Here is a 25966-nt window from a genome sequence, read left to right as displayed (position 1 = left end):
GGCATGTCCTCTTTTTCCAAGCCAAGGCTGGCGGAGAATCCGTGCCCGGACCCCTGTCCGGACGCCGTGCGCTCGCTCGAGCTGAAGCTGTCGGAATACCTCCCGCCCGACCAGGTGGCCGCCGTCCGGCGGGCCTACGAGGTCGGCGCCCGGGCCCACGAGGGCCAGCTGCGCAAGTCCGGCGAGGCCTACATCACCCATCCGGTGGCCGTGGCCGGACTGCTCGCCGAGCTGCGGCTCGATGCCGAGACCCTGTGCGCCGCCATCCTGCACGACGCGCTCGAGGACACGCCGCTGCCGCGCAGCGAGATCGAACGCGAGTTCAGCCCGGCCGTGGCCGAGCTGGTCGACGGCGTCACCAAGCTCGACAAGCTGCAGTTCCGCGACCGCCAGGAAGCCGCCGCCGAGAGCTTCCGCAAGATGATGCTGGCGATGGCGCGCGACCTGCGCGTCATCCTGATCAAGCTGGCCGACCGCCTGCACAACATGCGCACGCTCGATTCGATGGCCGCCGAGTCGCGCCGCCGCATCGCCCGCGAGACGCTGGAGATCTACGCGCCCATCGCCCAGCGCCTGGGCATGAACAAGTTCAAGGCCGAGCTGCAGGACCTGGGCTTCCGCGCGCTTTATCCCAAGCGCCACGCGGTCATCTCCCGCCGCATCGCCTCGCAGCCGGTGATGCGCCGCGAGGCCCTGGCCACGGTCGAGGCCCAGCTGGCCCAGCGCCTGGCCCAGGAGCAGCTGCCGCACACGCTGGTGAGCCGGGTGAAGTCGCCCTGGAGCATCTACACCAAGATGAAGCAGGAGCAGAAGAGCCTCGAGCAGGTGCTCGACGTGTTCGGCTTCCGCATCGTGGTGCCGGGCGTGATGCAGTGCTACCACGCGCTCGGCGCGGTGCATTCCGTGTACAAGCCGCTCGACGGCCGCTTCCGCGACTTCATCGCCATTCCCAAGGCCAACGGCTACCAGAGCCTGCACACGGTGCTGTTCGGCCCGTATGGCGCGCCGGTGGAAGTGCAGATCCGCACCGAGGAAATGGACCTGGTGGCCGAACGCGGCGTGGCCGCGCACTGGCTCTACAAGGCCGCCGGCACCGGCAGCAGCGCCGCCCAGGTGCGCGCCCAGGACTGGATCCGCAACCTGATGGACACCCAGCAGGCGGCGGGCTCGTCGCTGGAATTCCTCGAGAACGTGAAGGTCGACCTGTTCCCGGACGAGGTCTACCTGTTCACGCCCAAGGGCGACATCATGGCGCTGCCGCGCAACGCCACCGCGCTCGACTTCGCCTATGCCGTGCACACCGACGTGGGCAACCACGCGGTGGCCGCGCGCGTGGACCGCAAGCTGGTGCCGCTGCGCACCAAGCTCGCCAGCGGCCAGAGCGTGGAGGTCATCACCGCGCCTTCGGCCTCGCCGGGCCCGCAGTGGCTCGAGTACGTGGTCTCGAGCAAGGCGCGCACCGCCATCCGCCATTTCCTCAAGCGCCTCGAGCACGAAGATGCCGTCGACCTGGGCCACCGCATGCTCGACCGCGCGCTCGAGGCGATGGAGTGCTCGCTCGACCGCCTGCCGCCGCAGCGCATCGAGCAGCTCCTGGCCGAGCTGCGCTACCGGCGACTGGAGGAGCTGCTGGCCGACATCGCCCTGGGCAACCGCATGCCGGCGCAGGTGGCGCGGATGATGGTGCACGGCGAGGAGTCGGAGCAGGCCGCCGAGGCCCCGCCGGTGGCGCCGAGCGAGCGCATCATGATCACCGGCACCGAACGCGGCGTGCTCAGCTTCGCCGTCTGCTGCCACCCGATCCCGGGCGACGAGATCATGGGTTACCTCAGCGCCGGCAAGGGCGTGGTGGTGCACCGCATGGACTGCCCGAACGTGGCCGAGTACCGCAAGTTCCCCGAGCGCTGCGTGCCCATGGCCTGGGACCGCAACGTCGAGGGCGACTACCGCGTGGCGCTGCGCATCGAGGTCGAGAACAAGCCCGGCGTGCTGGCCCAGGTGGCGGCGGCCGTGGCCGAGAGCAATTCCAACATCGACGCGGTCGAATACCGCGAGCGCGACCTGGCGGTGTCGGTGATGGAGTTCGCCATCGAGGTGCGCCATCGCAAGCACCTGGCCGACGTGATCCGGCGCATCCGCCGGCTCGGCGTGGTGCACGGCGTGCAGCGCCTCTGAGCGCCGCTGGCGGGCGCTCGCCCGCGCCTCCTACAATGGGGCAGGCCCCTCCAAGAGCACCGCCATGCCCCGCCAAGCCATCCAGACCGACCGCGCCCCGGCCGCCATCGGCCCGTACTCGCAGGCCGTGCGCGCCGGCGACACCGTGTATTTCTCTGGCCAGATCCCGCTCGACCCGGCCAGCGGCGAACTGGTGAGCGCCGACATCGCCACCGAGGCGCGGCGCGTGTTCGACAACCTGCGCGCGGTCAGCGAGGCCGCCGGTGGTTCCCTGGACGACATCGTGCGCATCGGCATCTACCTCACCGACCTGTCCGATTTCGCCGCGGTGAACGCGGTGATGGCCGACTACTTCCAGGCCCCGTACCCGGCGCGCTCCACCATCCAGGTGTCGGGCCTGCCCAAGGGTGCGCGCGTCGAGGTGGACGCGGTGATGGTCACCGGCTGAACCATGGCGCGGCCGCCGCGACGCCGCGACGCCCCGGCGCCCCGGCTTGATGCCAGCGGCGACGCGCCGGTGTCGGCGCTGCCCGGCGTCGGCCCCAAGGTGGCCGACAAGCTCGCCGCGCGCGGGCTCGAAACCCTGCAGGGCCTGTGGCTGCACCTGCCGCTGCGCTACGAGGACCGCACCCGCATCACCGCCATCGCCGACCTGAGGCCGGGCCTCCCGGCGCAGGTGGAGGCGCGGGTGGAGGCGGTCGAGCGCAGCTTCCGCTACCGGCCGATGCTGCGCGTGGCGGTGGGCGACGAGTCGCGCGGCACGCTGGTGCTGCGCTTCTTCCATTTCGGCAAGGCGCAGGTCGCGCAGTTCGTGCCGGGCCGGCGCATCCTTTGCTACGGCGAGGTGCGGCCGGGCCAGCACGGCCTGGAGATGGTCCACCCCAGCTATCGCCTGCTGTCCGACGAGGCGGACGCCGCGCCGCGCGACCGGCTCGACCCGGTCTACCCGACCATCGAAGGCCTGGGTCCGGCCACCGTGGCCAAGTTGGTCGGCGCCGCGCTCGAGCGCCTGCCGCCGGCCGAAACCCTGGAACTGCTGCCCGCCGGCACGCGCGAGGCGATGGGCCTGCCGACGCTGCGCGAAGCCCTGCTCACCGCGCACCGGCCACCGCCCGACACCGACCTGGCGCTGTTCGCCGCCGGCCGCCATCCGGCGCAGCGGCGGCTGGCGCTGGAGGAGCTGCTGGCCCACCACCTGAGCCTGCGCCGCCAGCGCATCGCCCTGCGCGAGCACGGCGCGATGCCGGTGCGGCCGCCGGGCAAGCTGGCGGCCGCGCTGCGCAAGCGCCTGCCGTTCGCGCTCACCGGCGCGCAGCAGCGGGTGCTCGACGAGGTGGCCCGCGACATGGCCCGGCCCGAGCCGATGCTGCGCCTGGTGCAGGGCGACGTCGGCAGCGGCAAGACCGTGGTGGCGGCGCTGGCCGCGGCCAACGCGGTCGAGGCCGGGCGGCAGGTGGCGCTGATGGCGCCGACCGAGCTGCTGGCCGAGCAGCACTTCAATAATTTCCGCGCCTGGCTCGAGCCGCTGGGCCTGCGCGTGGCCTGGCTGGCCGGCAAGGTCACCGGCAAGGCGCGCGCCGCGGCGCTGGAGGACATCGCGCTCGGCCGCGCCCAGGTGGTGGTGGGCACGCACGCGCTGATGCAGGAGAAGGTCGCGTTCGCGGCGCTGGCCCTGGCCATCGTCGACGAGCAGCACCGCTTCGGCGTGCACCAGCGCCTGGCGCTGCGCGACAAGGGCCTGTCCGGCAGCCAGGTGCCGCACCAGCTGGTGATGACCGCCACGCCCATCCCGCGCACGCTGGCGATGTCGGCCTACGCGGACCTGGACGTGTCGGTGATCGACGAAATGCCGCCCGGGCGCACGCCGGTGACCACGGTGGCGGTCAGCGGCGAGCGCCGCGGCGAGGTGGTCGAGCGCATCCGCGCCGCCTGCGCCGAGGGCCGCCAGGCCTACTGGGTGTGCACGCTGATCGAGGACAGCGAGGAGGTCGAGGCCCAGGCCGCGCAGACCACCTTCGAGCAGCTCGGCGAAGCGCTGCCGGGGCTGCGCCTGGGCCTGCTGCACGGCCGGATGAAGCCGGCGGAGAAACAGGCGGTGATGGCGCGCTTCAAGGCCGGCGAGCTGCATCTGCTGGTGGCCACCACCGTCATCGAGGTGGGCGTGGACGTGCCCAACGCCAGCCTGATGATCATCGAGAACGCCGAGCGCCTGGGCCTGGCCCAGCTGCACCAGCTGCGCGGGCGCGTCGGCCGCGGCGCCGCCGCTTCGAGCTGCGTGCTGATGTACAAGCCGCCGCTGTCGGCGCTGGCGCGCGAGCGCCTGGAGGTGATGCGCGCCACCACCGACGGCTTCGTGATCGCCGAGAAGGACCTGGAGCTGCGCGGCCCGGGCGAGCTGCTGGGTACCCGCCAGACCGGCCTGGCCAGCTTCCGCGTCGCCGACCTGGTCCGCGACGCCGACCTGCTGCCGGCCGTGCACCGCGCCGCCGACGCGCTGCTGGCCAGCGACCCGGCCCTCGCCGGCCGCGTGGTGGCGCGCTGGGTGGGCGGCGCCGCGCGCTTCGCCGGCGCCTGAGCCCGCGCCGGGCGATTCGGGGATAATCCCCCGATGGACAACCGCATCCCGCTGCTGATCGACACCGACCCGGGCGTGGACGACGCCCTGGCCCTGCTCATGGCCTTCGACGACAAGCGCCACGCGCTGCAGGCCCTGACCATCACCGCCGGCAACGTCGGCCTCGACCACACCGTGGCCAACGCGCTCAAGCTCTGCGACGTGGCCGGCGTGGACGTGCCGGTGCACCCGGGCTGCCCGGTGCCGCTGCTGCACCCGGCCGCCGACGCCGCCTACGTGCACGGCAAGGACGGCTTCGGCGACACCGGCTACGCGCCGTCGCCGCGCCAGCCCGTGGCCGAGCACGCCGCGCTCGCCATCTCGCGCATCGCCCGCGAACACGCGGGCCGGCTGCTGCTGGTCACGCTCGGGCCGCTGACCAACCTGGCCCTGGCCCTGCGGCTCGACCCGGACCTGCCTTCGCGCGTGGGCCGCCTGGTGGTGATGGGCGGCGCGGTGACGGGGCAGGGCAACACCTCGGTGCCGGCCGAATTCAACATCGCCTTCGACCCGGAGGCGGCCGACATCGTCTTCCGCGCCTTCCCCAAGGCCGAGGTGGTGGACTGGGAGGCGGTGCTGCGGCACGGCTTCCTGCACACCGACGTCGATGCCTGGCTGGCCGCGGGCGACGCCCGGGGGCGCTTCTACGACGCCATCTCGGCCTACACCCGGCGATGGTCGGCCGACCGCCGGGGCGACCGCTGGCACAGCGCCGACGCCCTGGCCATGGCGGCGGCCCTGGCCCCGGAAGGCATCCGTCGGGCCGAGGACCGCCCGCTGGCGGTCGAACTCGAGGGCCGGCACAGCCGCGGCGCCACCGTGGTGGACTGGCAGCGCCGCAGCGGCCGGCCGGACAATGCCCGGATCGTGCTCGACTACGACCAGGCCGCCTTCGAGGCCCGGGTCCGGGCCGCCCTGGGCGCCTGAACCGCCGGGCGGCTTGCCCCGGCTGCCGGATCCGGCCTATAATTCCGGTCTTTCCCTACGAATCAACGGCGGAGCCACCAGCCATGAAGGCCGACATCCACCCGAACTACAAAGAAGTCGTCTTCCAGGACCTGTCCTCCGACTTCGCTTTCCTCACCCGTTCCACCCTCTCGAGCAAGGAGACGGTGAAGTGGGAAGACGGCAACGAGTACCCGCTGATCAAGATCGACATCAGCTCGGCCTCGCACCCGTTCTACACCGGCAAGCAGAAGGTCATGGACACCGGCGGCCGCGTCGACCGCTTCCGCAAGCGCTACGCCAAGTAAGCGCCGCACCGGGCCGCCCGCCGGCCCCGGTCCACGAAAGGCCACCCTCCCGGGTGGCCTTTTGCGTTGCAGCGGTGGCGTCGCGCGCGGGGGCGGCGTCACTGACTTCGCCGGCGGGCCATGCGATACTTCGGCGGATGGTGACCGCCCCCGGGCGGCGCTTTCCGATTTTCATGGCGGGCCCGCGCCGGGACCTTCCCGGACCGCGACCCGCGCATCCCTGAAAGGAGTCCGCCCGTGTCCGACAACAAGAGCGTCGTGCTCAACGCCGCCGGCAAGAACGTCGAGCTTCCCGTCCACCAGGGCACCCTCGGTGCGCCCTGCGTCGACATCACCCGGCTGCCGAAGGAAACCGGCCTTTTCACCTACGATCCCGGCTTCGTGGCGACCGCCAGCTGCCGCAGCGCGGTGACCTACATCGACGGCGACGAGGGCGTGCTGCTCTACCGCGGCTACCCGATCGAGCAGCTGGCCAAGCACTCGAGCTTCCTGGAAGTGAGCTACCTGCTCATGAACGGCGAACTGCCCAACGAGGCGCAGTTCGGCAAGTTCGAGCACGAGGTCACCCACCACACGATGATGCACGAGGCCTTCAAGAGCTTCCTGCACGGCTTCCGCCACGACGCCCACCCGATGGCGATGCTGTGCGGCATGGTCGGCTCGCTCGCGGCCTTCTACCACGACACCCTCGACCTCGAGGACCCGGAGCAGCGCCGCCTGGCCGCCATCCGCCTGCTGGCGAAGGTGCCGACCATCGCCGCCGCCTGCTACCGCCACTCGATCGGCTGGCCGATCCGCTACCCGCGCAACAACCTCGAGTACGTCGAGCGCTTCCTGCACATGATGTTCGAGGTGCCCTCGGGCCCGCTGCAGCTCAAGCCGGTGGCCGCCAAGGCGCTGGACCTGCTGTTCATCCTGCACGCCGACCACGAGCAGAACGCCTCGACCTCGACGGTGCGCCTGGTCGGTTCCACCGGCGCCAACCCCTACGCCTGCGTCGCCGCGGGCGTGGCGGCGCTGTGGGGCCCGGCGCACGGCGGCGCCAACGAGGCGGTGCTCAAGATGCTGGCCGAGATCGGTCGCCCGCAGGACGTGTCCAAGGCCGTCGACCGCGCCAAGGACAAGAACTCGGGCTTCCGCCTGATGGGCTTCGGCCACCGCGTGTACAAGAACTTCGACCCGCGCGCGACGATCATCCGCGAGATGTGCCACCAGGTGCTCAACGAGCTCGGCGTGGACGACCCGCTGCTGGAAGTGGCGATGCGCCTGGAGGAGGCCGCGCTCAAGGACGAGTACTTCGTGCAGCGCAAGCTCTACCCGAACGTCGACTTCTACTCGGGCATCATCTACAAGGCGCTGGGCATCCCGACCGAGATGTTCACGGTGATGTTCGCCATCGCCCGCACCGCCGGCTGGGTGTCGCACTGGCTCGAGCAGCAGACCGACCCGGAAGCCAAGATCGGCCGTCCGCGCCAGATCTACACCGGCGCGGCCAGCCGCAACTACGTGGAACTGGCCAAGCGCTGATCCGCGCCCCCGGGCTGCCCACGGACGCCCCGCCCCGCGCGGGGCGTCCGCTTTTCAGGCCCCGGCGTCGAGCAGGCGCGCCAGGGCGGCGCGGCCGGCGCGGGGCATCGGGCCCTCGCCGAGCGGGTCGCGCGGCGGGTGGCGCGCGGCCTGCGCCGGCAGCACCCACAGCTCGAAGGGCAGGCCGTCGGCCAGCAGCTCCCAGCAGGGCAGGGTGGCGGTTTCGCCGCCGGCGAGGCGCAGGCGACGGGTGGACTGGTCGGCCGGCGCGCCGCGATCGGCCAGCAGGCGCGCCACGGCGTCGGGGTCGTCGCTATGCAGGTGCAGTTGCACCGGGTCGCTGGCGCCGGCGCTGCCGTCGAGCACGGGTCCGGCCAGGCGCGGACCGAAGGCCGCGAAGAAGTCCATCGCCTCCAGCGCCGCCCGGCGCAGCCGCGCCAGGTGATCGGTGGCGGCACCGCCGAACAGGCGCTGGTGCGCGTGCAGGGCCTCGAGGATGTCCTCGCGGCCGGGCAGGGACGCCGGGTCGCGGATGCCCAGCTTCGCGGCCGCCTTGCGGCGCGCCTCGGGCAGGTCGCCGCCGTGCAGGGCCAGCAGCCGGGCCGCTTCCGCGGCCACGCGCTGCCGGGCCAGGCGCGGGCCGCGGGCCTCAGAAGATGTCGAACGCCTCTTCATTGCTCAGCGCCGGCTCCTCGTCGAAGCCGGCCGCGCTCATGCGCTCGTAGTCCTCGCGCTTGACGAAGTCGCGCACGCTGCCGGGCGTGCCTTCCGGCACCAGGCGTCCCGAGCTGGCGTCCACCGACACGGTGAGCACGCCCGAGGGCACCGCCGGCTCGTGCAGGGGCACGTCCTTGAGCGCGGCGCCCATGTAGCCGATCCAGATCGGCAGCGCCGCGCGGCCGCCGTACTCACCGCGGCCGAGGCTGGAGAAGTCGTCCTTGCCCACCCAGACGGTGGTGACCAGGTCGCCGCCGAAGCCCGAGAACCAGGCGTCGCGGTAGTCGTTGGTCGAGCCGGTCTTGCCGCCCAGGTCGCTGCGGCCGATGACCTTGGCCGAGGCGCCGGTGCCGCGGTTGACCACGTCGAGCAGCATCGAATGCACCAGGAAGGCGGTGCGCTCGTCGATGGCGCGCGGGGCCGGCGTCCACTGGCCGTCGGGCTCCTGTGCGGGCGCGGCCTCGGCGGTGGTGGCCGCGGTGGAAGCGGCGGCCTGCGAGGGACCGAAGTCGAAGCCGTCGACCACGGTCGGGGCATTGCCGGCACCCGGCGCGGTGCCGCTGCCGCAGCTGGCGCAGGCGCGCACCGGCACGTGCTGGCTGATCACCTGGCCGTTGCGGTCGAGCACGCGGTCGATGAACCACGGGTCGACGAGGTAACCGCCGTTGGTGAACACCGTGTAGCCGCGGGCGATCGACATCGGCGTGAGCGAGGACGTGCCCAGCGACATCGACAGGTTCGGCGGCAGGCTCTCCTGGCTGAAGCCGAACTGGGTGATGTAGCGGCTGGCGAAGTCGACGCCGATGGCGTCGAGCAGGCGCACCGACACCAGGTTGCGCGACTGCACCATCGCCTCGCGCAGGCGCATCGGGCCGGCGAAGTTGCCGGCGTCGTTCTGCGGCCGCCAGACGTTGCCGGCGCGGTCGCGAAACACCACCGGCGCATCGAGCACGATGCTGGCCGGCGAGAAGCCGCGCTCGAACGAGGCGGCGTAGACGAAGGGCTTGAAGCTCGAGCCCGGCAGGCGCTGGGCCTGGGTGGCGCGGTTGAACTTGTTGAGGCCGAAGCTGAAGCCGCCGACCAGGGCGCGCACCGCGCCGTCCTCGGGCTGCAGCGACACCAGCGCGGCCTGGGCGGCGGGGATCTGCGCCAGGCGCAGCTTGCCGCTTTCGGCGTCGAGCGAGAGCCGCACCACGTCGCCGCGCTTGAGCAGCTGGGCCGGGGTCTTGCGGGTCCAGCGGCTGGCCTCGGCGTCGAGCTCGAGCGCGTTGCCGGCGGCGGTCAGCAGCAGGGCGCGCTCGCCTTCGGTGCCGGTCACGAGCGCGGCCTGCAGGTTGCCCAGGGTGGGGTGGGCGCGCAGGCGCTTGCGCATCTCCGAGGCCGGCTCGTCCGCCGGGATGTCGAACTGGGCCTCCGGCCCGCGGTAGCCGTGGCGGCGGTCGTATTCGAGCAGGCCGGCCTGCAGCGAGCGCACGGCCGCCATCTGGTCGTCGCCGTCGAGCGTGGTGTAGACGCTCAGGCCGCTGGTGGTGGCTTCGGCACCGAAGCGCTGCTCCATCTCGGCACGCACCATCTCGGCCACGTACGGCGCCTCGACCTCGATCTTCGGCTCGTGCGGGCTGGCGTTCATCGGCTCGGCGCGCGCCGCCTGCTCCTGCGCCTCGCTGATCATCCCCTCCTCGCGCATGCGCTGGAGCACGTAGTTGCGGCGCACCAGCGCGCGCTCGGGGTTGATGATCGGGTTGCCGCTGGAAGGGAACTTCGGGATCGAGGCCAGGGTGGCCGCCTCGGCCAGGCTGAGCTGGTCGAGCGGTTTGCCGTAGTAGTACTCGGCGGCGGCGGCGATGCCGTAGGCGCGGTTCCCGAAGAAGCTCTTGTTGAGGTAGAGCTCGAGGATCTCGTCCTTGCTCAGCTCGCGCTCCATCTTCAGCGCCAGGAAGATCTCGGTGAGCTTGCGGGTGTAGGAATACTCCGTGCTCAGGAAGAACTGCCGGGCCACCTGCTGGGTGATGGTGCTGCCGCCGGGCACGCGCTGGTCGTCGGTGGTGGCCAGCAGCCACACCGCGCGGGCGATGCCGCGCCAGTCCACGCCCGGGTGGTCGTAGAAGCGGGCGTCCTCGATGGCGATGAAGGTCTGCTTGACCTGCAGCGGCACGTCCTCGATGTCGACCGGGAAGCGCCGGGTCTCACCGATGACCGAGATCAGGCGGCCGTCGCGGGTGTAGATCGACAGCGGCACCTGCAGCTGCACGTTGCGCAGCTCCTGGACGTCCGGGAGCCGGGGCGAGATCAGCCAGTACAGGATGCCCAGGGTGGCGATGCCCAGCAGGCCAAGGCCGGCGAAAAGGATCAGTGCCCGGCGCAGCAGGCGTTTGAATCGGGCCATCCAGGGCCTCTCCCGAGGTTTACATCGACATGGGGCAGGGAGTATAGAACGTGGGCAGGGGAGCCGCCTTGGGTCGTTCGTCCGGGTCCGAGCCCGGATTGCGTCTATGAAGGGGAAGCGCGGGGTGGCTCAGGCGGGGCCAGGGGTGTCCGGACAGGGGGGCATTGCCATTTGGGAAATTTTCGTTATTTAATGTAATGGCGCACCATTCGTGTGTAAGCGCCCGTCGGAAGGGGAGAAACCGTGGGTCTTTTCGGAAATGCCAAGACACCGCTGGTCGGCCTGGACATCAGTTCCACCGCCGTCAAGCTACTTCAGCTCACCGAGTCCGGCGGGCGGTATCGCGTTGAGCACTACGCGGTCGAACCCCTGCCACCCAATGCCGTGGTCGAGAAGAACATCGTCGAGGTCGAGGCCGTCGGCGAGGCGATCAAGCGCGCGGTGGCCCGCTCGGGCACCAAGGCCAAGCACGCCGCGGCCGCGGTCTCGGGCTCCTCGGTGATCACCAAGATCATCCCGATCCAGGGCGACCTCGACGAGGACTCGCTCGAGGACCAGGTCCAGCTCGAGGCCTCGAACTACATCCCGTACCCCATCGACGAGGTGAGCCTCGACTTCGAGGTCATCGGCCCGGTGCCGAACAACCCGGAGATGGTGCAGGTGATGCTGGCGGCCTCGCGCACCGAGAACGTCGAGCTGCGCCAGTCGGCGCTCGAGCTCGGTGGCCTCACCGCCAAGGTCGTCGACGTCGAGGCCTTCGCGATGGAAAACGCCTTCAAGCTGGTCGCCGACCAGCTGTCGGTGCCCAAGGACGCGATCGTCGCCCTGGTGGACATCGGCGCCACCATGACCACGCTCAACGTGCTGCGCTCGCAGCGCAGCATCTACACCCGCGAGCAGGTCTTCGGCGGCAAGCAGCTGACCGACGAGGTCATGCGCCGCTACGGCCTGAGCTACGACGAGGCGGGCCTGGCCAAGCGCCAGGGCGGCCTGCCCGAGAGCTACGAGGTCGAGGTGCTCGAGCCGTTCAAGGAGGCGCTGGTCCAGCAGGTCAGCCGCCTGCTGCAGTTCTTCTACGCCGGTTCGGACTTCAACCGCGTCGACCAGGTGGTCCTGGCCGGCGGCTGCGCCTCGATCGCCGGCATCGCCAACCTGGTCGAGGAACAGCTGGGCGTCCCGACCGTGATCGCTAACCCGCTCGCCAACATGGCGCTCGGCCCCCGTGTCCAGGCGCATGCCCTGGCGCAGGACGCCCCGGCGCTGATGATCGCCTGCGGCCTGGCCCTGAGGAGCTTCGACTGATGGCCAGAATCAACCTGCTTCCCTGGCGCGCAGAGCGGCGCAAGCTGCGCCAGAAGGAATTCGTCACCATGCTGGGCCTCGCCGGCGCGGCGGGCCTGCTCATCAGCTTCATGATCGTGTCGTACTACAACGGCCAGATCGAAGGTCAGCAGAACCGCAACCAGTACCTGCGCGACCAGATCAAGCTCGTGGACGCGCAGATCAAGGAAATCGAGGCCCTCGACAAGAAGAAGGCCAACCTGCTTGCCCGCAAGCAGGTGATCGAAGAGCTGCAGGCCAGCCGTTCGCAGATGGTGCACCTGTTCGACCAGCTGGTGCGCACCATCCCCGAGGGCGTCAAGCTCAACACCATCAAGCAGGCCGGCGCGGTGCTGACCCTCGAGGGCCAGGCCCAGTCCAACGCCCGCGTGAGCTCCTACATGCGCAACCTGGAGGAGTCGGGCTGGATGGCCAACCCCGACCTGTCGATCATCGAGGCCAAGGGCGACGACCGGGGCCTGCCCAACGCCTTCTCCCTGAAGGTCAGGCTGGTGACGCCCAAGCAGGATGATGCCGCCGCCGAAGTCGCGGGAGGTGCCCGATGAGCAGCAAGAACGTCGACCTGCGTAACCTCGACTTCAACAACGCCGGCGCCTGGCCGCTGCAGATCAAGGCCGCCGCCTGCGTGCTGCTGGTGCTGGTGATCGTTGGTATCTCCTGGTACCTGTTCGTCAGCGACAAGCGCATCATGCTGCAGTCCGAGGAGGCCACCGAGGTCACCCTGCGCGAGGAGTTCCAGGGCAAGCAGGGTCGCGCCGCGAACCTCGAGCCGCTCAAGCAGCAGCTGGCCCAGATGGAAGTGATGCTGCAGCAGATGCTGCGCCAGCTGCCGAGCAAGAACGAGATGCCCGACCTGATCGTCGACATCTCGCAGACCGCCCTGGCCGCCGGCATCACCAACGAACTGTTCCAGCCCGGCGCCGAAAGCCAGCGCGAGTTCTACGCCGAGAAGCCGATCCAGCTGCGCATGGTGGGCACCTACCACCAGTTCGGCGCCTTCGTGAGCGGCGTGGCCTCGCTGCCGCGCGTGGTCATCATGACCATGCACGACATCTCGCTCGAACCCCGCTCCGGCAAGGACGGCACCCTGGTGCTGTCGGGCACGGTCAAGACCTATCGCTACCTCGATGACGAGGAAGCCAATGCCGCGGGAGGCTCCCAGTGATGGCACCGTCCATGACCCGTAAAGCCATGAGCGGCCTGCTCGTCGCGGCGGTGGTCCTGTCGCTTTCGGCCTGCACCCGCGGCAGCCGCGACCTCGAGGCCTGGGTGGCCGAGGTCAAGGCGCGCCCGGCGCCGCCGCTCGACCCGCTGCCGGTGATGAAGCAGTTCGAAACCTTCGAATACGCCGCGCAGGACATGCGCGACCCGTTCAGCCAGCCCAGCGCCGACCGTGATGGCGGCAACCAGCTGAGGCCGGATCCGAATCGCCGGAAGGAGGTCCTCGAGGCCTTCCCGCTCGACAGCCTGGACATGGTCGGCACCATCGGTTCCGGCCCAGGGGTCATCGGCCTGGTGATGGGGCCCGACCGCGTCACGCACCGCGTGCGCCCGGGCAACTACTTGGGGCTCAACGACGGCCGCATCACCGCGGTCACCGAAGACCGTATCGAGATTGTCGAACTCGTTCCGGATGGGGCGGGCGGCTGGCTGGAACGCCAGGCCCGTATCGCCCTTGAAGACAATTGATTAGGGGAATGCACGATGACCGCGAATAAAACGATCGGCGAGGGGATGGGCACCAAGCGTCGCTGGGTGCTGGCCATGGGAGCGCTCGCCGTCGGCCTGGCGACGTCGCTGTCGGCGATGGCGGAGAACGTCCTGCAGGACGTTCGCTACGCCTCGGCCCCCGGGGGCAAGGTCGACATCACCCTTGAGTTCGCCGAGCCCGTGGGCGAGGTGCAGGCCTTCACGACCGACACGCCGCCGCGCATCGCGGTCGACCTGCCGGGCACGACCAACGGCCTGAGCCAGCGCCGCGTGGTGATCGGCAGCGGCGCCACCTCGGCGGTTTCCGCCGTGGAAGCCGGTGGCCGCACCCGCGTGGTGGTGGACCTGTTCCGGCCCGCCGGCTACACCACCCGCAGCGCCGGCAACCTGCTGGTGCTGACGGTCGACGCCGGCGCCGTCCAGCAGGGCAGCCTGGCCACCGGCCCGGATCCGACCAAGAAGGTCGCTTCCTCGCTCGAGGTCGCCAACATCGACTTCCGCCGCGGCGAGAACGGCTCGGGCCGCGTCGTCCTTCGCTTCAACGGCGACGGTGCCGCCGCCGACATGCGCAACGAGGGTTCGCGCATCGTGGTCGACGTGGCCAATGCCAGCATCCCGGAGAACCTGCGCCGGCAGCTGGACGTGACCGATTTCGCCACCCCGGTGCGCAGCCTCGAGCCCAATGCCAACGCCGGCAGCACCCGCCTGGTGATCAACACCAACGGTGCCTTCGATTCGATGGCCTACCAGACCGGCAACGAGTACGTGATCGAGGTCAGCCCGAAGCGGGCCGCCCCCGGTACGGTCGTCGCCGGCGCCCCGGGCCGCGCCGCCGGTGCGGTGGCCGGTGACATGGAAGGCCAGCGCTACTCCGGCCGCGCCGTCACCTTCAACTTCCAGGACGTGCCGGTGCGCACGGTGCTGCAGCTGATCGCCGAGGAGTCGGGCCTGAACGTGGTCGCCGCCGACACGGTCCAGGGCAACGTCACCCTGCGCCTGATCAACGTGCCCTGGGACCAGGCGATGGACATCGTGCTGCGCGCCAAGCAGCTCGACAAGCGCCGCGACGGCAACGTCATCTGGGTCGCGCCGCAGAAGGAAATCGCCGACTTCGAGAAGGCGGTGGCCGACGCGCGCATCGCCAACGAGGAGCGCGAGCCGCTTGTCACCGAGTACATCCCGATCAACTACGGCAATGCCGAAGAGATCGCCAAGCTGCTCACCGAGGACAGCAAGAGCGCCCAGGGCTCTGGCGGTGGCACCAGTGGCCAAACCACCCGCGGTTTCCTCTCCCCGCGCGGCAGCGTCAGCTTCGACAACCGCACCAACACCCTGCTGCTGATCGACACCCAGAGCAAGGTCAACGAGATCCGCACCCTGCTGGCCACGCTGGACCGGCCGGTCGACCAGGTGCTGATCGAGGCCCGCATCGTCGTCGCCACCGAGACCTTCGCCCGCGAGCTGGGCGTGGAGTTCGGCGTGCAGGACCGCAACGGCATCGACCCGGGCGCCACCGGCACCACCACCGACTCCGGTTTCTCGGTGGGTCTGCCGATCAACCCGGCCGCCGGCCTGTTCAACCTGAGCATCCTGCGCCAGGACATCGTGCTCGACCTCGAGCTCTCGGCCCTCGAGGAAGAGGGTCGCGGCGAGGTGGTGTCGAACCCGCGCGTGATCACCGCCAACCAGCGCGAGGCGATCATCCGCCAGGGCGACGAAGTGGCCTACCTGACCATCCAGCCGGCCACCACGCCGGGTGCCGTGGCCCAGGCGACCGTCGAGTTCAAGGAAGTGCTGCTTGAGCTCAAGGTCACCCCGACCATCACCCAGGACGGCCGCGTCTACCTGAACCTCGCGGTGAAGAAGGACGAGGTCAGCGAGCTGATCGCCAACCCGGCCGGTGGCTTCATCCCGCAGATCGCCCGTCGCGAGGTCAGCACCGCCGTGCTGATCGACAACGGCCAGACCGTGGTGGTGGGCGGCGTGTACGAGTTCAAGAACCGCGACGACCTGCGCAAGGTGCCCTTCCTGGGCGACCTGCCGGTGGTCGGCAACCTGTTCAAGAGCCGCTCCAAGTCGGCCGAGAAGGCCGAGCTGCTGATCTTCGTCACCCCGCGCGTGCTGCAGGTGGCCAAGAACCGCTGAGCCCACGGGGCTTGCGGATTGCACGGACAGGGCCGCGAATGCGGCCCTGTTTCGTTTGACCAGGCAGGACATGGACACGCCACTGAGAATCAGCCTGCACGCGGGGCAGGTGCTGTTCCGCGAGGGCGACCCGCCCGACACGGCCTATCTCGTCGAGCAGGGCACGCTTGAGGTGCGAACCCACCACGGTGGCCAGCGCAGGGTACTGAGCCTGCTCGGGCCCGGCGACCTGCTGGGCGAGATGGCGGTGATCGATGACTCGCCGCGCACGGCCACCGCCGTCGCGCTCAGCGACTGCGTGCTCTTCCCCATCGACCGCAGCCAGATCGCCGAGCGCCTCGCCGCGACCGACCCGATCGTGCGCTCCCTGCTCGAGGGCCAGCTCAAGCGCTACCGCGGCGCGCTGGCGGCGCTGCAGGGCCAGCCGACGGAGCCAGGCCTGCTGCCCGCCTCGGCCACCGAGCGAAAGGGTATCGGCAGGATCAGGCTCGAGTCGCAGCTGCGCGAGGCCCTGGCCGGACGGCACCTGGAGCTGGGCCTGCAGCCACTGCTCGACGTGGCGCGAAACCGCGTCGCCGGCTATGAAGCCCTCGTGCGCTGGAACCACCCCGAGCGAGGTCCGATTTCGCCAGCCGAATTCGTGGCCCTGGCCGAGGAAACTTCCCTGATCGTGCCGGTGGGCGAGTACGTGATGGATGCCGCCTGCGAGGCCGTCGCCGCGTTCGTGCGCGCCGGCCGCGGCGCGCCCTTCGTGGCCGTGAACGTGTCGGGCCGCCAGCTGGCCCATCCCGGCCTCGTCGAACGCATCGTGGCACGCGCCGACGCCGCCCGCCTGCCGCGGGGCAGCCTCAAGCTCGAGATCACCGAGAGCCAGGCGCTGGACTACGAACTGGTGCGCGAGGTCATCGCGCTCTGCCACGGCCATGGCATCAAGGTGGCCCTGGACGACTTCGGCACCGGCTACTCGCACCTGGCCCACTTGCACCGCCTGGACTTCGACGTGCTCAAGATCGACCAGGCATTCTCGCGGCAGATGCTCGCCGACCCGCGCGCGATGTCGGTCGTCGAGGCCATCGTCCAGCTCGGCCGGGCCCTGTCGGCCGAGATCGTGGTCGAGGGCGTGGAAACGACGGCCCAGCTCGAGGCCCTGCGCCGGCTCGGCTGCCACTACGCCCAGGGCTACCTCATCGGCCGTCCGCGCCCGCTGCCGGAAATCCTGGCCGGGGACTGATCCGGCGCCTGTTGTAAGCTTGGGGCTCACGCAAAAACGCGCGGAGCCCCGGATGCCGAAGATGTCCCTGCACACCCGCATGCTGGTCGGCTTCATCGCCGGCACCAGCCTCGGCCTGGCCGCGAACCTGTTCGCCGCCGACGCCGGCTGGCTCGACGCGCTGGTGTTCTACGTCGCCGACCCCGTGGGCCAGCTCTTCCTGCGCCTGCTCTTCATGCTGGTCATCCCGCTGGTGTTCTCGGCCCTGATCCTGGGCGTGGTGGAAATCGGCGACCCGCGCTCGCTGGGCCGCATCGGCGGCAAGACGCTCGCCTGGATCCTCGTCGTCACCACCGTCGCGGTGAGCATCGGCCTGGTGATGGTGAACCTGCTCGAGCCCGGCCGCGGCATCCCGCCGGAGCTCGGCGCCGAGCTGATGGCGCAGACCGGTGAGCGCGCCTCGCAGATCGCCGCCAGCCGCGAGGGCGTGTCCGGCATCTCGGTGCTGCTCAACATCGTGCCGCGCAATCCCGTGCAGTCGGCCGCCAACGGCGACCTGATCGCGGTGATGTTCTTCGCGCTGATGTTCGGCATCGCCGCCACCGTCATCCGCAGCGAGGGCACCAAGGCCTTCGTCGCCGCCGTACAGGGCGTTTACGACATCTGCCTCAAGCTCATCGACTGGACCATCCGCCTGGCGCCCTACGCGGTGGCCGCGCTGCTGTTCTCGATCACCGCCAAGCTCGGCTTCGACGTGCTGGTGCAGCTGGCGCGCTTCGTCGCCACGGTGCTGGCCGCGCTGGCCATCCATTTCTTCGTGGTATTCCCCATCCTGCTGCGGGTGTTCGGCGGCATGTCGCCGCTGGCCTTCTTCCGCGGCGCCCAGCCGGCGCTGCTGACCGCCTTCTCGACCTCCTCGTCCAGCGCCACGCTGCCGACCACGCTGGCGGTCACCGAGCAGCGCCTGGGCGTGCCGCGCCGCGTCGCGCGCTTCGTCTGCACGCTCGGCGCCACCGCCAACATGAACGGCACGGCCCTGTTCGAGGGCGTGACGGTGCTGTTCCTCGCGCAATTCTTCGGCGTCGAGCTGACGATCTTCCAGCAGGTGACCATCCTGCTGCTGTGCATCCTCGGCGGCATCGGCGCGGCGGGCGTGCCCGGCGGCTCGCTGCCGGTGATCGCGATGATCCTGGCCATGTTCGGCATCCCGCCCGAGGGCATCGGCCTGATCCTCGGCGTCGACCGCCTGCTCGACATGTGCCGCACGGTGGTGAACGTGGGCGGCGACATGGTCGGTTCGGTGGTGATCGGGCGCAGCGAGGGTGAGCCGGCCGAAGCGCCGTCCCAGGCCGGGGCCGCCGGCTAGCACTCGCGCCGCCGGGGTTCAAGCGCGACAGCGGCGGCCGGGTCGGCGACAATAGCGCCCCGTTGGCCCGGCCCCGGGCCCCACGCCCTGGACGCCCCGATGACCACGCCCTCCCGCCGCGACCTCGCCAACGCCCTGCGTTTCCTCGCCATCGATGCGGTCGAGGCCGCCAAGTCCGGCCACCCGGGCATGCCGATGGGCATGGCCGACATCGCCGAGGTGCTGTGGAACGACTTCCACAGCCACAGCCCGAACAACCCCAAGTGGTTCAACCGCGACCGCTTCGTGCTGTCGAACGGCCACGGCTCGATGCTGATCTACGGCCTGCTGCACCTGTCGGGCTACGACCTGCCGCTGCAGGAACTGAAGAATTTCCGCCAGCTGCACAGCAAGACCGCCGGCCACCCCGAGTTCGGCCACACCCCGGGCGTCGAGACCACCACCGGTCCGCTCGGCCAGGGCCTGGCCAACGCCGTGGGCATGGCGCTGGCCGAAAAGCTGCTCGCGCAGCGCTTCAACCGCCCCGAATTCAACGTCGTCGACCACCACACCTGGGTGTTCCTGGGCGATGGCTGCCTGATGGAGGGCGTCTCGCACGAGGCGGCCTCGCTGGCCGGCACCTGGGGCCTGGGCAAGCTGATCGCGTTCTGGGACGACAACCGCATCTCCATCGACGGCGACACCGCGGGCTGGTTCACCGACGACACCGCGGCGCGCTTCGAGGCCTATGGCTGGCAGGTCATCCGCAAGGTGGACGGCCATGACCCGGTCGAAATCACCCAGGCCATCAAGACCGCCCAGGCCGAGACCGGCAAGCCCACCCTGATCTGCTGCCGCACCACCATCGGTTTCGGCTCGCCCGGCAAGGCCGGCAAGGAATCGAGCCACGGCGCGCCCCTGGGCAAGGACGAGGTGGCCGCCACCCGCGCCGCCCTGGGCTGGCCGCACGCGCCCTTCGAGATCCCGGCCGCCATCGCCGACGGCTGGCGCGCCGGCAACGCCGGCATCGTGCGCGAAGAACAGTGGAACCGCCTGTTCGACGCCTACGCCAAGGCCTACCCGGAGCTGGCCTCCGAGCTCGTGCGCCGCTCGCACGGCGAGCTGCCGCAGGGTTTCGCCGACGCTGCCCTGGCCTACGCCCGCAAGCTGCAGCTCGAAGGCCCGGTGGTGGCTTCGCGCAAGGCCTCGCAGATGGCGCTCGACGCCTTCGGACCGCTGCTGCCCGAGCTCGTGGGCGGTTCGGCCGACCTGGCGCACTCCAACCTCACGCTCTGGAAGGGCAGCAAGTCGGTCACGTCCGACGACGCCAACGCCAACTACGTGCACTACGGCGTGCGCGAGTTCGGCATGAGCGCCATCAGCAACGGCCTGGCCCTGCACGGTGGCTTCATTCCCTACGACGCCACCTTCCTGGTGTTCTCCGACTATTCGCGCAACGCCCTGCGCATGTCGGCCCTGATCCCGACCCGCGCCATCCACGTGTTCACCCACGACTCGATCGGCCTGGGCGAGGACGGCCCGACGCACCAGCCGGTCGAGCACCTGGCCTCGCTGCGCTACATCCCCAACAACGACGTCTGGCGTCCCTGCGACGCGGTCGAGTCGGCGATTGCCTGGCAGGCCGCGATCGAGCGCAGCGCCGGCCCGAGCTGCCTGGTCTTCAGCCGCCAGAACCTGGCGCACCAGCCGCGCAGCGAGCAGCAGCTGGCCGACATCGCCCGCGGCGGCTACGTGCTCTCCGACCCGCCGGAAGGCAAGTTCGACCTGATCCTGCTGGCCACCGGCTCGGAAGTGGAGCTGGCGATGGAGGCCATGCGCCGCCTCGCCGCCGAGGGCATCGCCGCGCGCGTGGTGTCCATGCCCTGCGCCGAGGTCTTCGCCCGCCAGCCGATCGAGTGGCGCGAGGGCGTGCTGCCCGGCTGGTGCCGCAAGCGCGTGGCGGTGGAGGCCGGCGTCACCGGCTACTGGCGCCAGTTCGTGGGCCTGGATGGCGCCGTCATCGGCATCGACCAGTTCGGTGCGTCGGCCCCGGCCGACAAGCTCTACCAGCACTTCGGCATCACCACCGACGCGGTGGTCGCCGCCGCCAAGTCGCTGGGCTGAGCCAGGCCCGCGATTCCTCAGGCCGTTGCAGGGCTGCACAGGTTCCTGTGCAGCACCTCGATCACGTCATGCACCGTGCCGTCGGCCACGGCGTAGTAGACCGTCTGCGCCTCGCGGCGCGTGCTCACCAGGTTCTTCTCGCGCAGCACCGCCAGGTGCTGCGACAGCGCCGACTGGCTTAGCGGCACCAGGGCGTTGATCTCGCCCACCGACATCTCCCTTTCCACCAGCAGGCACAGCACCCGCAGGCGCTGCGGGTTGGCCATGGCCTTGAGCAGCTCGGCCGCGGCCTCCGACGCCGATTCGATCAGCTGGGCCGAGGGCGTGGCAGGGGCGGGCGACTTGCGGGGGCGGGGGCTCATGGGCGGGCTCTTTGCGGTTGTTGACAGTATGCCAGACATCTAATTAAGATATCACTAATTTAGAGTATATGTATACACAGACCCCAGCCCCAAGGAGCAATGCCATGAACCTCGACCGTGCCGTGATGGCCTTCGCCGGCGTGATGATCCTGATCTCCGTCGCCCTCGTTTATTTCGTCTCGCCGCTGTGGCTGTTCTTCACCGCCTTCATCGGCCTGAACCTGCTGCAGGCGTCCTTCACCGGCTTCTGCCCGGCGGCCATGGTCTTCCGCAAGCTCGGCTTCAACGCCGGCTGCGCCTTCAAGTGAGGTAAGCACGATGACCCGCACCCGCCTGCTCGCCAACGCCACGCTCGCCGCCCTGCTGCTGGCGGCCTGTGGCGGTGATCCGGCCGTTCCCGCCGCGGCGCCCGCCGTGGGTTTCGAAACGATCGCGGTGGCGCCGCGCGCCTCGGCGCGCGAGCGCAGCTGGGATGGCGTGGTCGAGGCCGTCAACCAGGCCACGCTGTCGGCGCAGACGCGCGGCCGCGTGGTCGAATTGCCCTTCGACGTGAACGACTACGTCGAGGCGGGACAGGTCGTCGTGCGCTTCACCGACGTCGAGCAGGTGTCGGCGCAGCGCCGCGCTTCGGCCGCGCTCAACGCCGCCCAGGCCGATTACACCGAGGCCGAGGCGGCGTTCCGCCGCACCGAGGAGCTGGTGGCCAAGCAGCTGCTGGCGCGCGCCGCGCTCGACCAGGCCCGCGCCCGCCGCGACGCCACCCGCGCCGCGCTGGAGTCGGCGCGTGCCGGCGTCAGCGAAGCCGGCGAGCAGGTGGACTACACCGTGATCCGCGCGCCGTACTCGGGCATCCTCACCGCCCGGCACGTCGAGGTGGGCGAGTCGGTGCAGCCGGGCCAGCCGCTGGTTTCGGGGCTGTCGCTGCAGCAGCTGCGGGTGAACGTGGAAGTGCCGCAGAGCGACGTCGCCGCGCTGCGCGAGCACGGCGCGGCCACCGTCGTGCTGCCGGGCGGCGGCCGGATCGAGGCCGCGCAGGTCATCGTGTTCCCCTACGCCGATCCGGGCACGCACAGCTTCAAGGTGCGGGTCGAACTGCCCGAAGCCGAGACCGGCCTGCAGCCGGGCATGACCGTCAAGGTCGCCTTCAAGACCGGCGAGGCCCGCCACCTGTGGGTGCCGGCCGCGGCGCTGGTGACCCGCAGCGAAGTGACCGCGGTCTACGTGGTGGGCGACGACAACCGCGTCGCGCTGCGCCAGGTACGCCTGGGCCACCGTCGCGAGGGCGAAGTCGAGGTGCTGGCCGGCCTGGCCGAGGGCGAGCGCATCGCCGCCAACCCGCTTGATGCGCTGGCCCACCTCGCCGCCGCCCGGGAGGCGGGCCATGACTGAGCCGCGCTTCGGCCTCTCGGGCCGCCTGGCCCGCGCCTTCCAGGCCAATCCGCTCACGCCGGTGCTGGCGGTGGCGGGCCTGCTGCTGGGCCTGTTCGCCACGCTCATCACGCCGCGCGAGGAAGAGCCGCAGATCGACGTGACCATGGCCAACATCATCGTGCCCTTCGCCGGCGCGCCGGCCGAGGACGTCGAGAACCTGGTGGCCGTGCCGCTCGAGCAGGTGCTTTCGGAGATCGAGGGCGTCAAGCACGTCTATTCCTCCAGCCGCGCCGGCTCGGCCCTGATCACGGTCGAGTTCGCCGTGGGCGTGCCGCGCCAGGACGCGCTGGTGCGCCTGTACAACCAGGTCTTCTCCAACGCCGACTGGGCGCCGCAGGGCCTGGGCATCGGCCAGCCGCTGGTGCGGCCGATGGGCATCGACGACGTGCCGGTGATGGCCGTGACGCTCTGGACCGACGACCCCGCCCGCGGCGGCGTCGAGCTGGCCGAAGTCGCGCACACCCTGGAAACCGAGTTCAAGCGCGTGCCCGGCACGCGCGACGTGTACACGCTGGGCGCCCCGCAGCGCGCGGTGGTGGTCGAGCTCGACGCCACCCGCCTGGCCTCCTACGGCATGACCGCCGACGACCTCGCCGGCGCGCTCGCCGCCGCCAACGTGGTCACCCAGGCCGGCGAGCGGGTCACCGCCGACGGCGTGCTGCCGATGACGGCGGGTACCTACCTGGCCGACGCCCAGCAGGTGGCCGAACTGGTGATCGGCCTGCGCGAGGGCCGTCCGCTGTATCTGTCGGACGTGGCCGACATCCGCCGCGGCGCCGACCTGCCCACGCAGTACGCCTGGTACACGGCCCCGCCGGGCGAGCGCCGCCCCGAGGGCGGCGTGGCCCCGGCGGTCACCATCGCCGTGGCCAAGAAGCCCGGGGCCAATGCCGTCGACATCACCTCGGCCATCGCCTCGCGGCTCGAGGGCCTCAAGGCCACCGTCATTCCCGAGGGCATCCACGCCACGGTCACCCGCGACTACGGCTACACCGCCAACGACAAGGCGATGAAGCTGATCCAGAAGCTGGTGTTCGCCACGCTCTCGGTGGTGCTGCTGGTGCTGTTCGCGCTGGGCTGGCGCGAGGCGGTGGTGGTGGGCAGCGCGGTCATCCTCACGCTCGCCATCACCCTGTTCGCGTCCTGGGCGATGGGTTTCACCATCAACCGCGTGTCCCTGTTCGCGCTGATCTTCTCGATCGGCATCCTGGTGGACGACGCCATCGTGGTGGTCGAGAACATCCACCGCCACATGCGCCTGGGCGGCAAGTCGCTGGCCGAGGCCATCCCCCCGGCGGTGGACGAGGTCGGCAGCCCGACCATCCTGGCCACCTTCACCGTCATCGCCGCGCTGCTGCCCATGGCCTTCGTTTCCGGCCTGATGGGCCCCTACATGCGGCCGATCCCGATCAATGCCTCGGTGGGCATGCTGCTCTCGCTGGCGATCGCGCTCACCGTCACGCCCTGGCTCTCGCTCAAGCTGCTCTCGCGCCACGCCCACGGCGGCGGCGAGGGTGGCCACGGCCATGACGCCGGACTCACCGCGCGCGTGCGCCGCCTGTTCGAGAAGGTCATGCGCCCCTTCCTCGACAAGGACCAGGGCAGCCGGCGCCGCCGCTGGCTGTTCGCCGGCATCGCCGGCGCGGTGGTCGCGGCCGCCGGCCTGGCGGTGGTGCAGCTGGTGGTGCTCAAGATGCTGCCCTTCGACAACAAGTCGGAGTTCCAGGTGGTGGTGGACCTGCCGGAGGGCACGCCGCTCGAGCGCACCAATGCGCTGCTGCTCGAGATGGCCGCGGCGCTCGAGGCCGTGCCCGAGGTGCTCGACCTGCAGGGCTACGCCGGCACCTCGGCGCCGGTGAACTTCAACGGCCTGGTGCGCCAGTACTACCTGCGCCAGGGCGCCAACCTCGGCGACCTGCAGGTGAACCTGGTGGACAAGCACGAGCGCAGCCGCCAGAGCCACGACATCGCCCGGGACGTGCGGCCGGTGCTGGCGGCGCTGGGCGCGAAGTACGGCGCCTCGGTGAAGGTGGTCGAAGTGCCGCCGGGTCCGCCGGTGATGGCGCCGCTGGTTGCGGAGGTCTATGGCCCCGATGCCGCGCGCGCCCGTGAAATAGCCCGCGACATCGAGGCCCGCTTCCGCGCCACCGACGGCATCGTGGACGTCGACAGCACGGTCGAGGCCCCGGCCGAACGAGAGCTGGTGCTGGTCGACCGCGACCGCGCCGCGCGCCTGGGCGTGAGCCAGGCGGCCATTGCCCAGGCGCTGCAGCTCGGCGTCGGCGGCCGCGACGCCACCTGGCTGCGCGACGGCGCCTCCAAGTACCCCGTGCCGGTGCGCCTGCGCCTGCCGGCCGGCGACCAGGCCAGCCTCGAGCAGCTGCTCACCCTGCGCGTGCGCGCCGGCGACGGCCGCCTGGTGCCGCTGTCGGAGCTGGTCAGCGTGCAGCGCCTGCCCTGGGAGCCGGTGATCCACCGCAAGGACCTGCTGCCGGTGGTTTACGTCACCGGCGACGAGGCCGGCGAACTCGACAGTCCGCTCTACGGCATGTTCGACCTCGTCGGCCAGCTGCGCGACGCGCCGATGGCCGGCGTCGAGCTCGAGCAGCGCTTCCTCTCCGCGCCCACCGACACCTTCGGGTTCTCGGTGAAGTGGGACGGCGAGTGGCAGATCACCTACGAGACCTTCCGCGACATGGGCCTGGCCTATTCGGTCGGCCTGCTGCTGATCTACCTGCTGGTGGTGGCGCAGTTCCGCGACTACGTGGTGCCGCTGGTGATCATGGCGCCCATCCCGCTCACCGTCATCGGCGTGATGCCCGGCCACGCGCTGCTGGGCGCGCAGTTCACCGCCACCAGCATGATCGGCATGATCGCGCTGGCGGGCATCATCGTGCGCAACTCCATCCTGCTGGTGGACTTCATCAACCAGTCGATCGCGGAAGGCCACGCCCTGGCCGACGCCGTGGTCGAGGCCTGCGCCGTGCGCGCCCAGCCGATCGCCCTGACCGGCCTGGCGGCGATGGCCGGCGCCTTCTTCATCCTCGACGACCCGATCTTCAACGGCCTGGCGATCGCGCTGATCTTCGGCATCCTGGTGTCCACCGTGCTCACCCTGGTGGTCATCCCGCTGCTGTACTACGTGCTGCTCAGCGCGCGCGCCCGCAAGCAGGAGGCACTGGCATGAGCGATCCCATCCTGGTGGCCTGCCCGCACTGCCACGGCATGAACCGCGTGCCCGTCTCGCGGCTGGGCGAAGGCCCGGTCTGCGGCCACTGCCGCGAGGCGCTGTTCACCGGCAAGCCGATGGACCTGGGCGTGGACGATTTCGGCATCCACGCCGACCGCAGCGAGCTGCCGCTGCTGGTGGACTTCTGGGCCGCCTGGTGCGGGCCCTGCCAGATGATGGCGCCGCACTTCCACAAGGCCGCGGCGCTGCTCGAGCCGAAGGTCCGCCTGGCGAAGGTCGATACGCAGTCGCAGCCGACCCTGGCCCAGCGCCATGGCATCCGCTCCATCCCCACGCTGGTGCTGTTCCACCAGGGCCGCGAGATCGCCCGCCAGTCCGGCGCCATGGACGCCAACAACATCGTGCGCTGGACGCGCCAGCACCTGGGCGGCTGAGG

General features: G+C 70.7%; 21 protein-coding genes. 18 read left to right on the top strand and 3 right to left on the bottom strand.

What is annotated here, in order from left to right; translation table 11 throughout:
* The first annotated feature begins 3 nt into the window (after nt 1-3).
* From ABS41_RS02505 to ABS41_RS02480, 6 genes are all read left to right on the top strand, one after another.
* Nucleotides 4-2175 carry a bifunctional (p)ppGpp synthetase/guanosine-3',5'-bis(diphosphate) 3'-pyrophosphohydrolase gene (locus ABS41_RS02505; RefSeq protein WP_290590062.1) on the top strand — a complete coding sequence of 724 codons (2172 nt, stop codon included), beginning with the start codon at nt 4-6 and terminating at the stop codon, nt 2173-2175.
* A 64-nt stretch (nt 2176-2239) separates the two neighbouring features.
* Nucleotides 2240-2623 carry a RidA family protein gene (locus ABS41_RS02500; protein WP_290590059.1) on the top strand — a complete coding sequence of 128 codons (384 nt, stop codon included), beginning with the start codon at nt 2240-2242 and terminating at the stop codon, nt 2621-2623.
* Between the two features lie 3 nt (nt 2624-2626).
* Nucleotides 2627-4750, top strand: a complete 2124-nt coding sequence (gene recG / locus ABS41_RS02495) for an ATP-dependent DNA helicase RecG (RefSeq protein ID WP_290590056.1) — start codon at nt 2627-2629, stop codon at nt 4748-4750.
* 33 nt (nt 4751-4783) lie between these two features.
* Nucleotides 4784-5716 carry a nucleoside hydrolase gene (locus ABS41_RS02490; RefSeq protein WP_290590053.1) on the top strand — a complete coding sequence of 311 codons (933 nt, stop codon included), beginning with the start codon at nt 4784-4786 and terminating at the stop codon, nt 5714-5716.
* Nucleotides 5717-5799: 83 nt separating this feature from the next.
* Nucleotides 5800-6042 (top strand): type B 50S ribosomal protein L31, encoded by a 243-nt coding sequence (locus ABS41_RS02485; protein WP_290590050.1) that lies wholly within the window; start codon nt 5800-5802, stop codon nt 6040-6042.
* A 237-nt stretch (nt 6043-6279) separates the two neighbouring features.
* Entirely contained in the window at nt 6280-7569 is a 1290-nt protein-coding gene (locus ABS41_RS02480; protein WP_290590047.1) for a citrate synthase, read from the top strand.
* A gap of 54 nt (nt 7570-7623) precedes the next feature.
* On the opposite strand, the gene ABS41_RS02475 is transcribed toward ABS41_RS02480, so the two are convergent.
* Together ABS41_RS02475 and ABS41_RS02470 are read right to left on the bottom strand one after the other, a co-directional pair.
* Nucleotides 7624-8244 carry a hypothetical protein gene (locus ABS41_RS02475; RefSeq protein ID WP_290590044.1) on the bottom strand — a complete coding sequence of 207 codons (621 nt, stop codon included), beginning with the start codon at nt 8242-8244 and terminating at the stop codon, nt 7624-7626.
* Nucleotides 8219-10672: a penicillin-binding protein 1A gene (locus ABS41_RS02470; RefSeq protein WP_290590040.1), complete on the bottom strand. Its 2454-nt coding sequence runs from the start codon at nt 10670-10672 to the stop codon at nt 8219-8221. Before ABS41_RS02470 ends, ABS41_RS02475 begins: the two co-directional genes overlap by 26 nt.
* Before the next feature lie 243 nt (nt 10673-10915).
* On the opposite strand from ABS41_RS02470, the gene ABS41_RS02465 reads away from it, so the two are divergent.
* The 8 genes from ABS41_RS02465 (at nt 10916) to tkt (ending at nt 20547) form a co-directional block, all read left to right on the top strand.
* Entirely contained in the window at nt 10916-11974 is a 1059-nt protein-coding gene (locus tag ABS41_RS02465; RefSeq protein WP_290590037.1) for a pilus assembly protein PilM, read from the top strand.
* Nucleotides 11974-12558: a PilN domain-containing protein gene (locus ABS41_RS02460; RefSeq protein ID WP_290590034.1), complete on the top strand. Its 585-nt coding sequence runs from the start codon at nt 11974-11976 to the stop codon at nt 12556-12558. The genes ABS41_RS02465 and ABS41_RS02460 overlap by 1 nt, the downstream gene beginning before the upstream one ends.
* Entirely contained in the window at nt 12555-13178 is a 624-nt protein-coding gene (gene pilO, locus ABS41_RS02455; protein ID WP_290590031.1) for a type 4a pilus biogenesis protein PilO, read from the top strand. The genes ABS41_RS02460 and pilO overlap by 4 nt, the downstream gene beginning before the upstream one ends.
* Nucleotides 13179-13189: 11 nt before the next feature.
* Complete coding sequence (locus ABS41_RS02450) at nt 13190-13702, top strand: pilus assembly protein PilP (RefSeq protein ID WP_290590148.1); 513 nt, start codon at nt 13190-13192, stop codon at nt 13700-13702.
* 15 nt (nt 13703-13717) lie between these two features.
* The gene (pilQ, locus tag ABS41_RS02445; RefSeq protein WP_290590028.1) at nt 13718-15868 is read left to right on the top strand and encodes a type IV pilus secretin PilQ; all 2151 of its coding nucleotides are present in this window, start codon (nt 13718-13720) and stop codon (nt 15866-15868) included.
* 70 nt (nt 15869-15938) lie between these two features.
* Entirely contained in the window at nt 15939-17099 is a 1161-nt protein-coding gene (locus ABS41_RS02440) for an EAL domain-containing protein (RefSeq protein WP_290590024.1), read from the top strand.
* Between the two features lie 61 nt (nt 17100-17160).
* The gene (locus ABS41_RS02435) at nt 17161-18444 is read left to right on the top strand and encodes a dicarboxylate/amino acid:cation symporter (protein WP_290590021.1); all 1284 of its coding nucleotides are present in this window, start codon (nt 17161-17163) and stop codon (nt 18442-18444) included.
* A 99-nt stretch (nt 18445-18543) separates the two neighbouring features.
* Nucleotides 18544-20547, top strand: coding sequence for a transketolase (gene tkt, locus ABS41_RS02430; RefSeq protein WP_290590018.1), 2004 nt, complete (start codon nt 18544-18546; stop codon nt 20545-20547).
* A 17-nt stretch (nt 20548-20564) separates the two neighbouring features.
* Here tkt and ABS41_RS02425 read toward each other — a convergent pair whose 3' ends face one another.
* Nucleotides 20565-20909, bottom strand: a complete 345-nt coding sequence (locus tag ABS41_RS02425; protein WP_290590015.1) for a metalloregulator ArsR/SmtB family transcription factor — start codon at nt 20907-20909, stop codon at nt 20565-20567.
* Between the two features lie 104 nt (nt 20910-21013).
* Between ABS41_RS02425 and ABS41_RS02420 the strand changes: the two genes are divergently transcribed.
* From ABS41_RS02420 to trxC, 4 genes are read left to right on the top strand one after another with little or no spacing between them, the layout of a single operon-like run.
* Nucleotides 21014-21217, top strand: a complete 204-nt coding sequence (locus ABS41_RS02420) for a DUF2892 domain-containing protein (RefSeq protein ID WP_290590012.1) — start codon at nt 21014-21016, stop codon at nt 21215-21217.
* Nucleotides 21218-21227: 10 nt separating this feature from the next.
* Nucleotides 21228-22298 (top strand): efflux RND transporter periplasmic adaptor subunit, encoded by a 1071-nt coding sequence (locus ABS41_RS02415; RefSeq protein ID WP_290590009.1) that lies wholly within the window; start codon nt 21228-21230, stop codon nt 22296-22298.
* Nucleotides 22291-25527, top strand: a complete 3237-nt coding sequence (locus ABS41_RS02410; RefSeq protein ID WP_290590006.1) for an efflux RND transporter permease subunit — start codon at nt 22291-22293, stop codon at nt 25525-25527. Before ABS41_RS02415 ends, ABS41_RS02410 begins: the two co-directional genes overlap by 8 nt.
* Nucleotides 25524-25964 carry a thioredoxin TrxC gene (gene trxC / locus ABS41_RS02405; protein ID WP_290590003.1) on the top strand — a complete coding sequence of 147 codons (441 nt, stop codon included), beginning with the start codon at nt 25524-25526 and terminating at the stop codon, nt 25962-25964. The genes ABS41_RS02410 and trxC overlap by 4 nt, the downstream gene beginning before the upstream one ends.
* Nucleotides 25965-25966: the final 2 nt, after the last annotated feature.

It is taken from the genome of Arenimonas sp. SCN 70-307 (assembly GCF_001724815.1).
Lineage (GTDB): Bacteria > Pseudomonadota > Gammaproteobacteria > Xanthomonadales > Xanthomonadaceae > Arenimonas.
Note: the sequence above shows the minus strand (reverse complement) of the source record. Positions and strands in the feature narration are given on the sequence as shown.

Excerpts from the sequence above, each read along its gene's own strand:
- ABS41_RS02410 (WP_290590006.1), top strand. The coding sequence starts at position 22,291 with ATGACTGAGCCGCGCTTCGGCCTCTCGGGCCGCCTGGCCCGCGCCTTC.
- ABS41_RS02420 (WP_290590012.1), top strand. The coding sequence starts at position 21,014 with ATGAACCTCGACCGTGCCGTGATGGCCTTCGCCGGCGTGATGATCCTG.
- ABS41_RS02425 (WP_290590015.1), bottom strand. The coding sequence starts at position 20,909 with ATGAGCCCCCGCCCCCGCAAGTCGCCCGCCCCTGCCACGCCCTCGGCC.
- ABS41_RS02470 (WP_290590040.1), bottom strand. The coding sequence starts at position 10,672 with ATGGCCCGATTCAAACGCCTGCTGCGCCGGGCACTGATCCTTTTCGCC.
- recG (WP_290590056.1), top strand. The coding sequence starts at position 2,627 with ATGGCGCGGCCGCCGCGACGCCGCGACGCCCCGGCGCCCCGGCTTGAT.
- ABS41_RS02440 (WP_290590024.1), top strand. The coding sequence starts at position 15,939 with ATGGACACGCCACTGAGAATCAGCCTGCACGCGGGGCAGGTGCTGTTC.
- ABS41_RS02485 (WP_290590050.1), top strand. The coding sequence starts at position 5,800 with ATGAAGGCCGACATCCACCCGAACTACAAAGAAGTCGTCTTCCAGGAC.
- ABS41_RS02460 (WP_290590034.1), top strand. The coding sequence starts at position 11,974 with ATGGCCAGAATCAACCTGCTTCCCTGGCGCGCAGAGCGGCGCAAGCTG.
- pilO (WP_290590031.1), top strand. The coding sequence starts at position 12,555 with ATGAGCAGCAAGAACGTCGACCTGCGTAACCTCGACTTCAACAACGCC.
- ABS41_RS02490 (WP_290590053.1), top strand. The coding sequence starts at position 4,784 with ATGGACAACCGCATCCCGCTGCTGATCGACACCGACCCGGGCGTGGAC.
- ABS41_RS02450 (WP_290590148.1), top strand. The coding sequence starts at position 13,190 with ATGACCCGTAAAGCCATGAGCGGCCTGCTCGTCGCGGCGGTGGTCCTG.
- tkt (WP_290590018.1), top strand. The coding sequence starts at position 18,544 with ATGACCACGCCCTCCCGCCGCGACCTCGCCAACGCCCTGCGTTTCCTC.
- ABS41_RS02500 (WP_290590059.1), top strand. The coding sequence starts at position 2,240 with ATGCCCCGCCAAGCCATCCAGACCGACCGCGCCCCGGCCGCCATCGGC.
- ABS41_RS02475 (WP_290590044.1), bottom strand. The coding sequence starts at position 8,244 with ATGAAGAGGCGTTCGACATCTTCTGAGGCCCGCGGCCCGCGCCTGGCC.
- ABS41_RS02505 (WP_290590062.1), top strand. The coding sequence starts at position 4 with ATGTCCTCTTTTTCCAAGCCAAGGCTGGCGGAGAATCCGTGCCCGGAC.
- ABS41_RS02415 (WP_290590009.1), top strand. The coding sequence starts at position 21,228 with ATGACCCGCACCCGCCTGCTCGCCAACGCCACGCTCGCCGCCCTGCTG.
- trxC (WP_290590003.1), top strand. The coding sequence starts at position 25,524 with ATGAGCGATCCCATCCTGGTGGCCTGCCCGCACTGCCACGGCATGAAC.
- pilQ (WP_290590028.1), top strand. The coding sequence starts at position 13,718 with ATGACCGCGAATAAAACGATCGGCGAGGGGATGGGCACCAAGCGTCGC.
- ABS41_RS02435 (WP_290590021.1), top strand. The coding sequence starts at position 17,161 with ATGTCCCTGCACACCCGCATGCTGGTCGGCTTCATCGCCGGCACCAGC.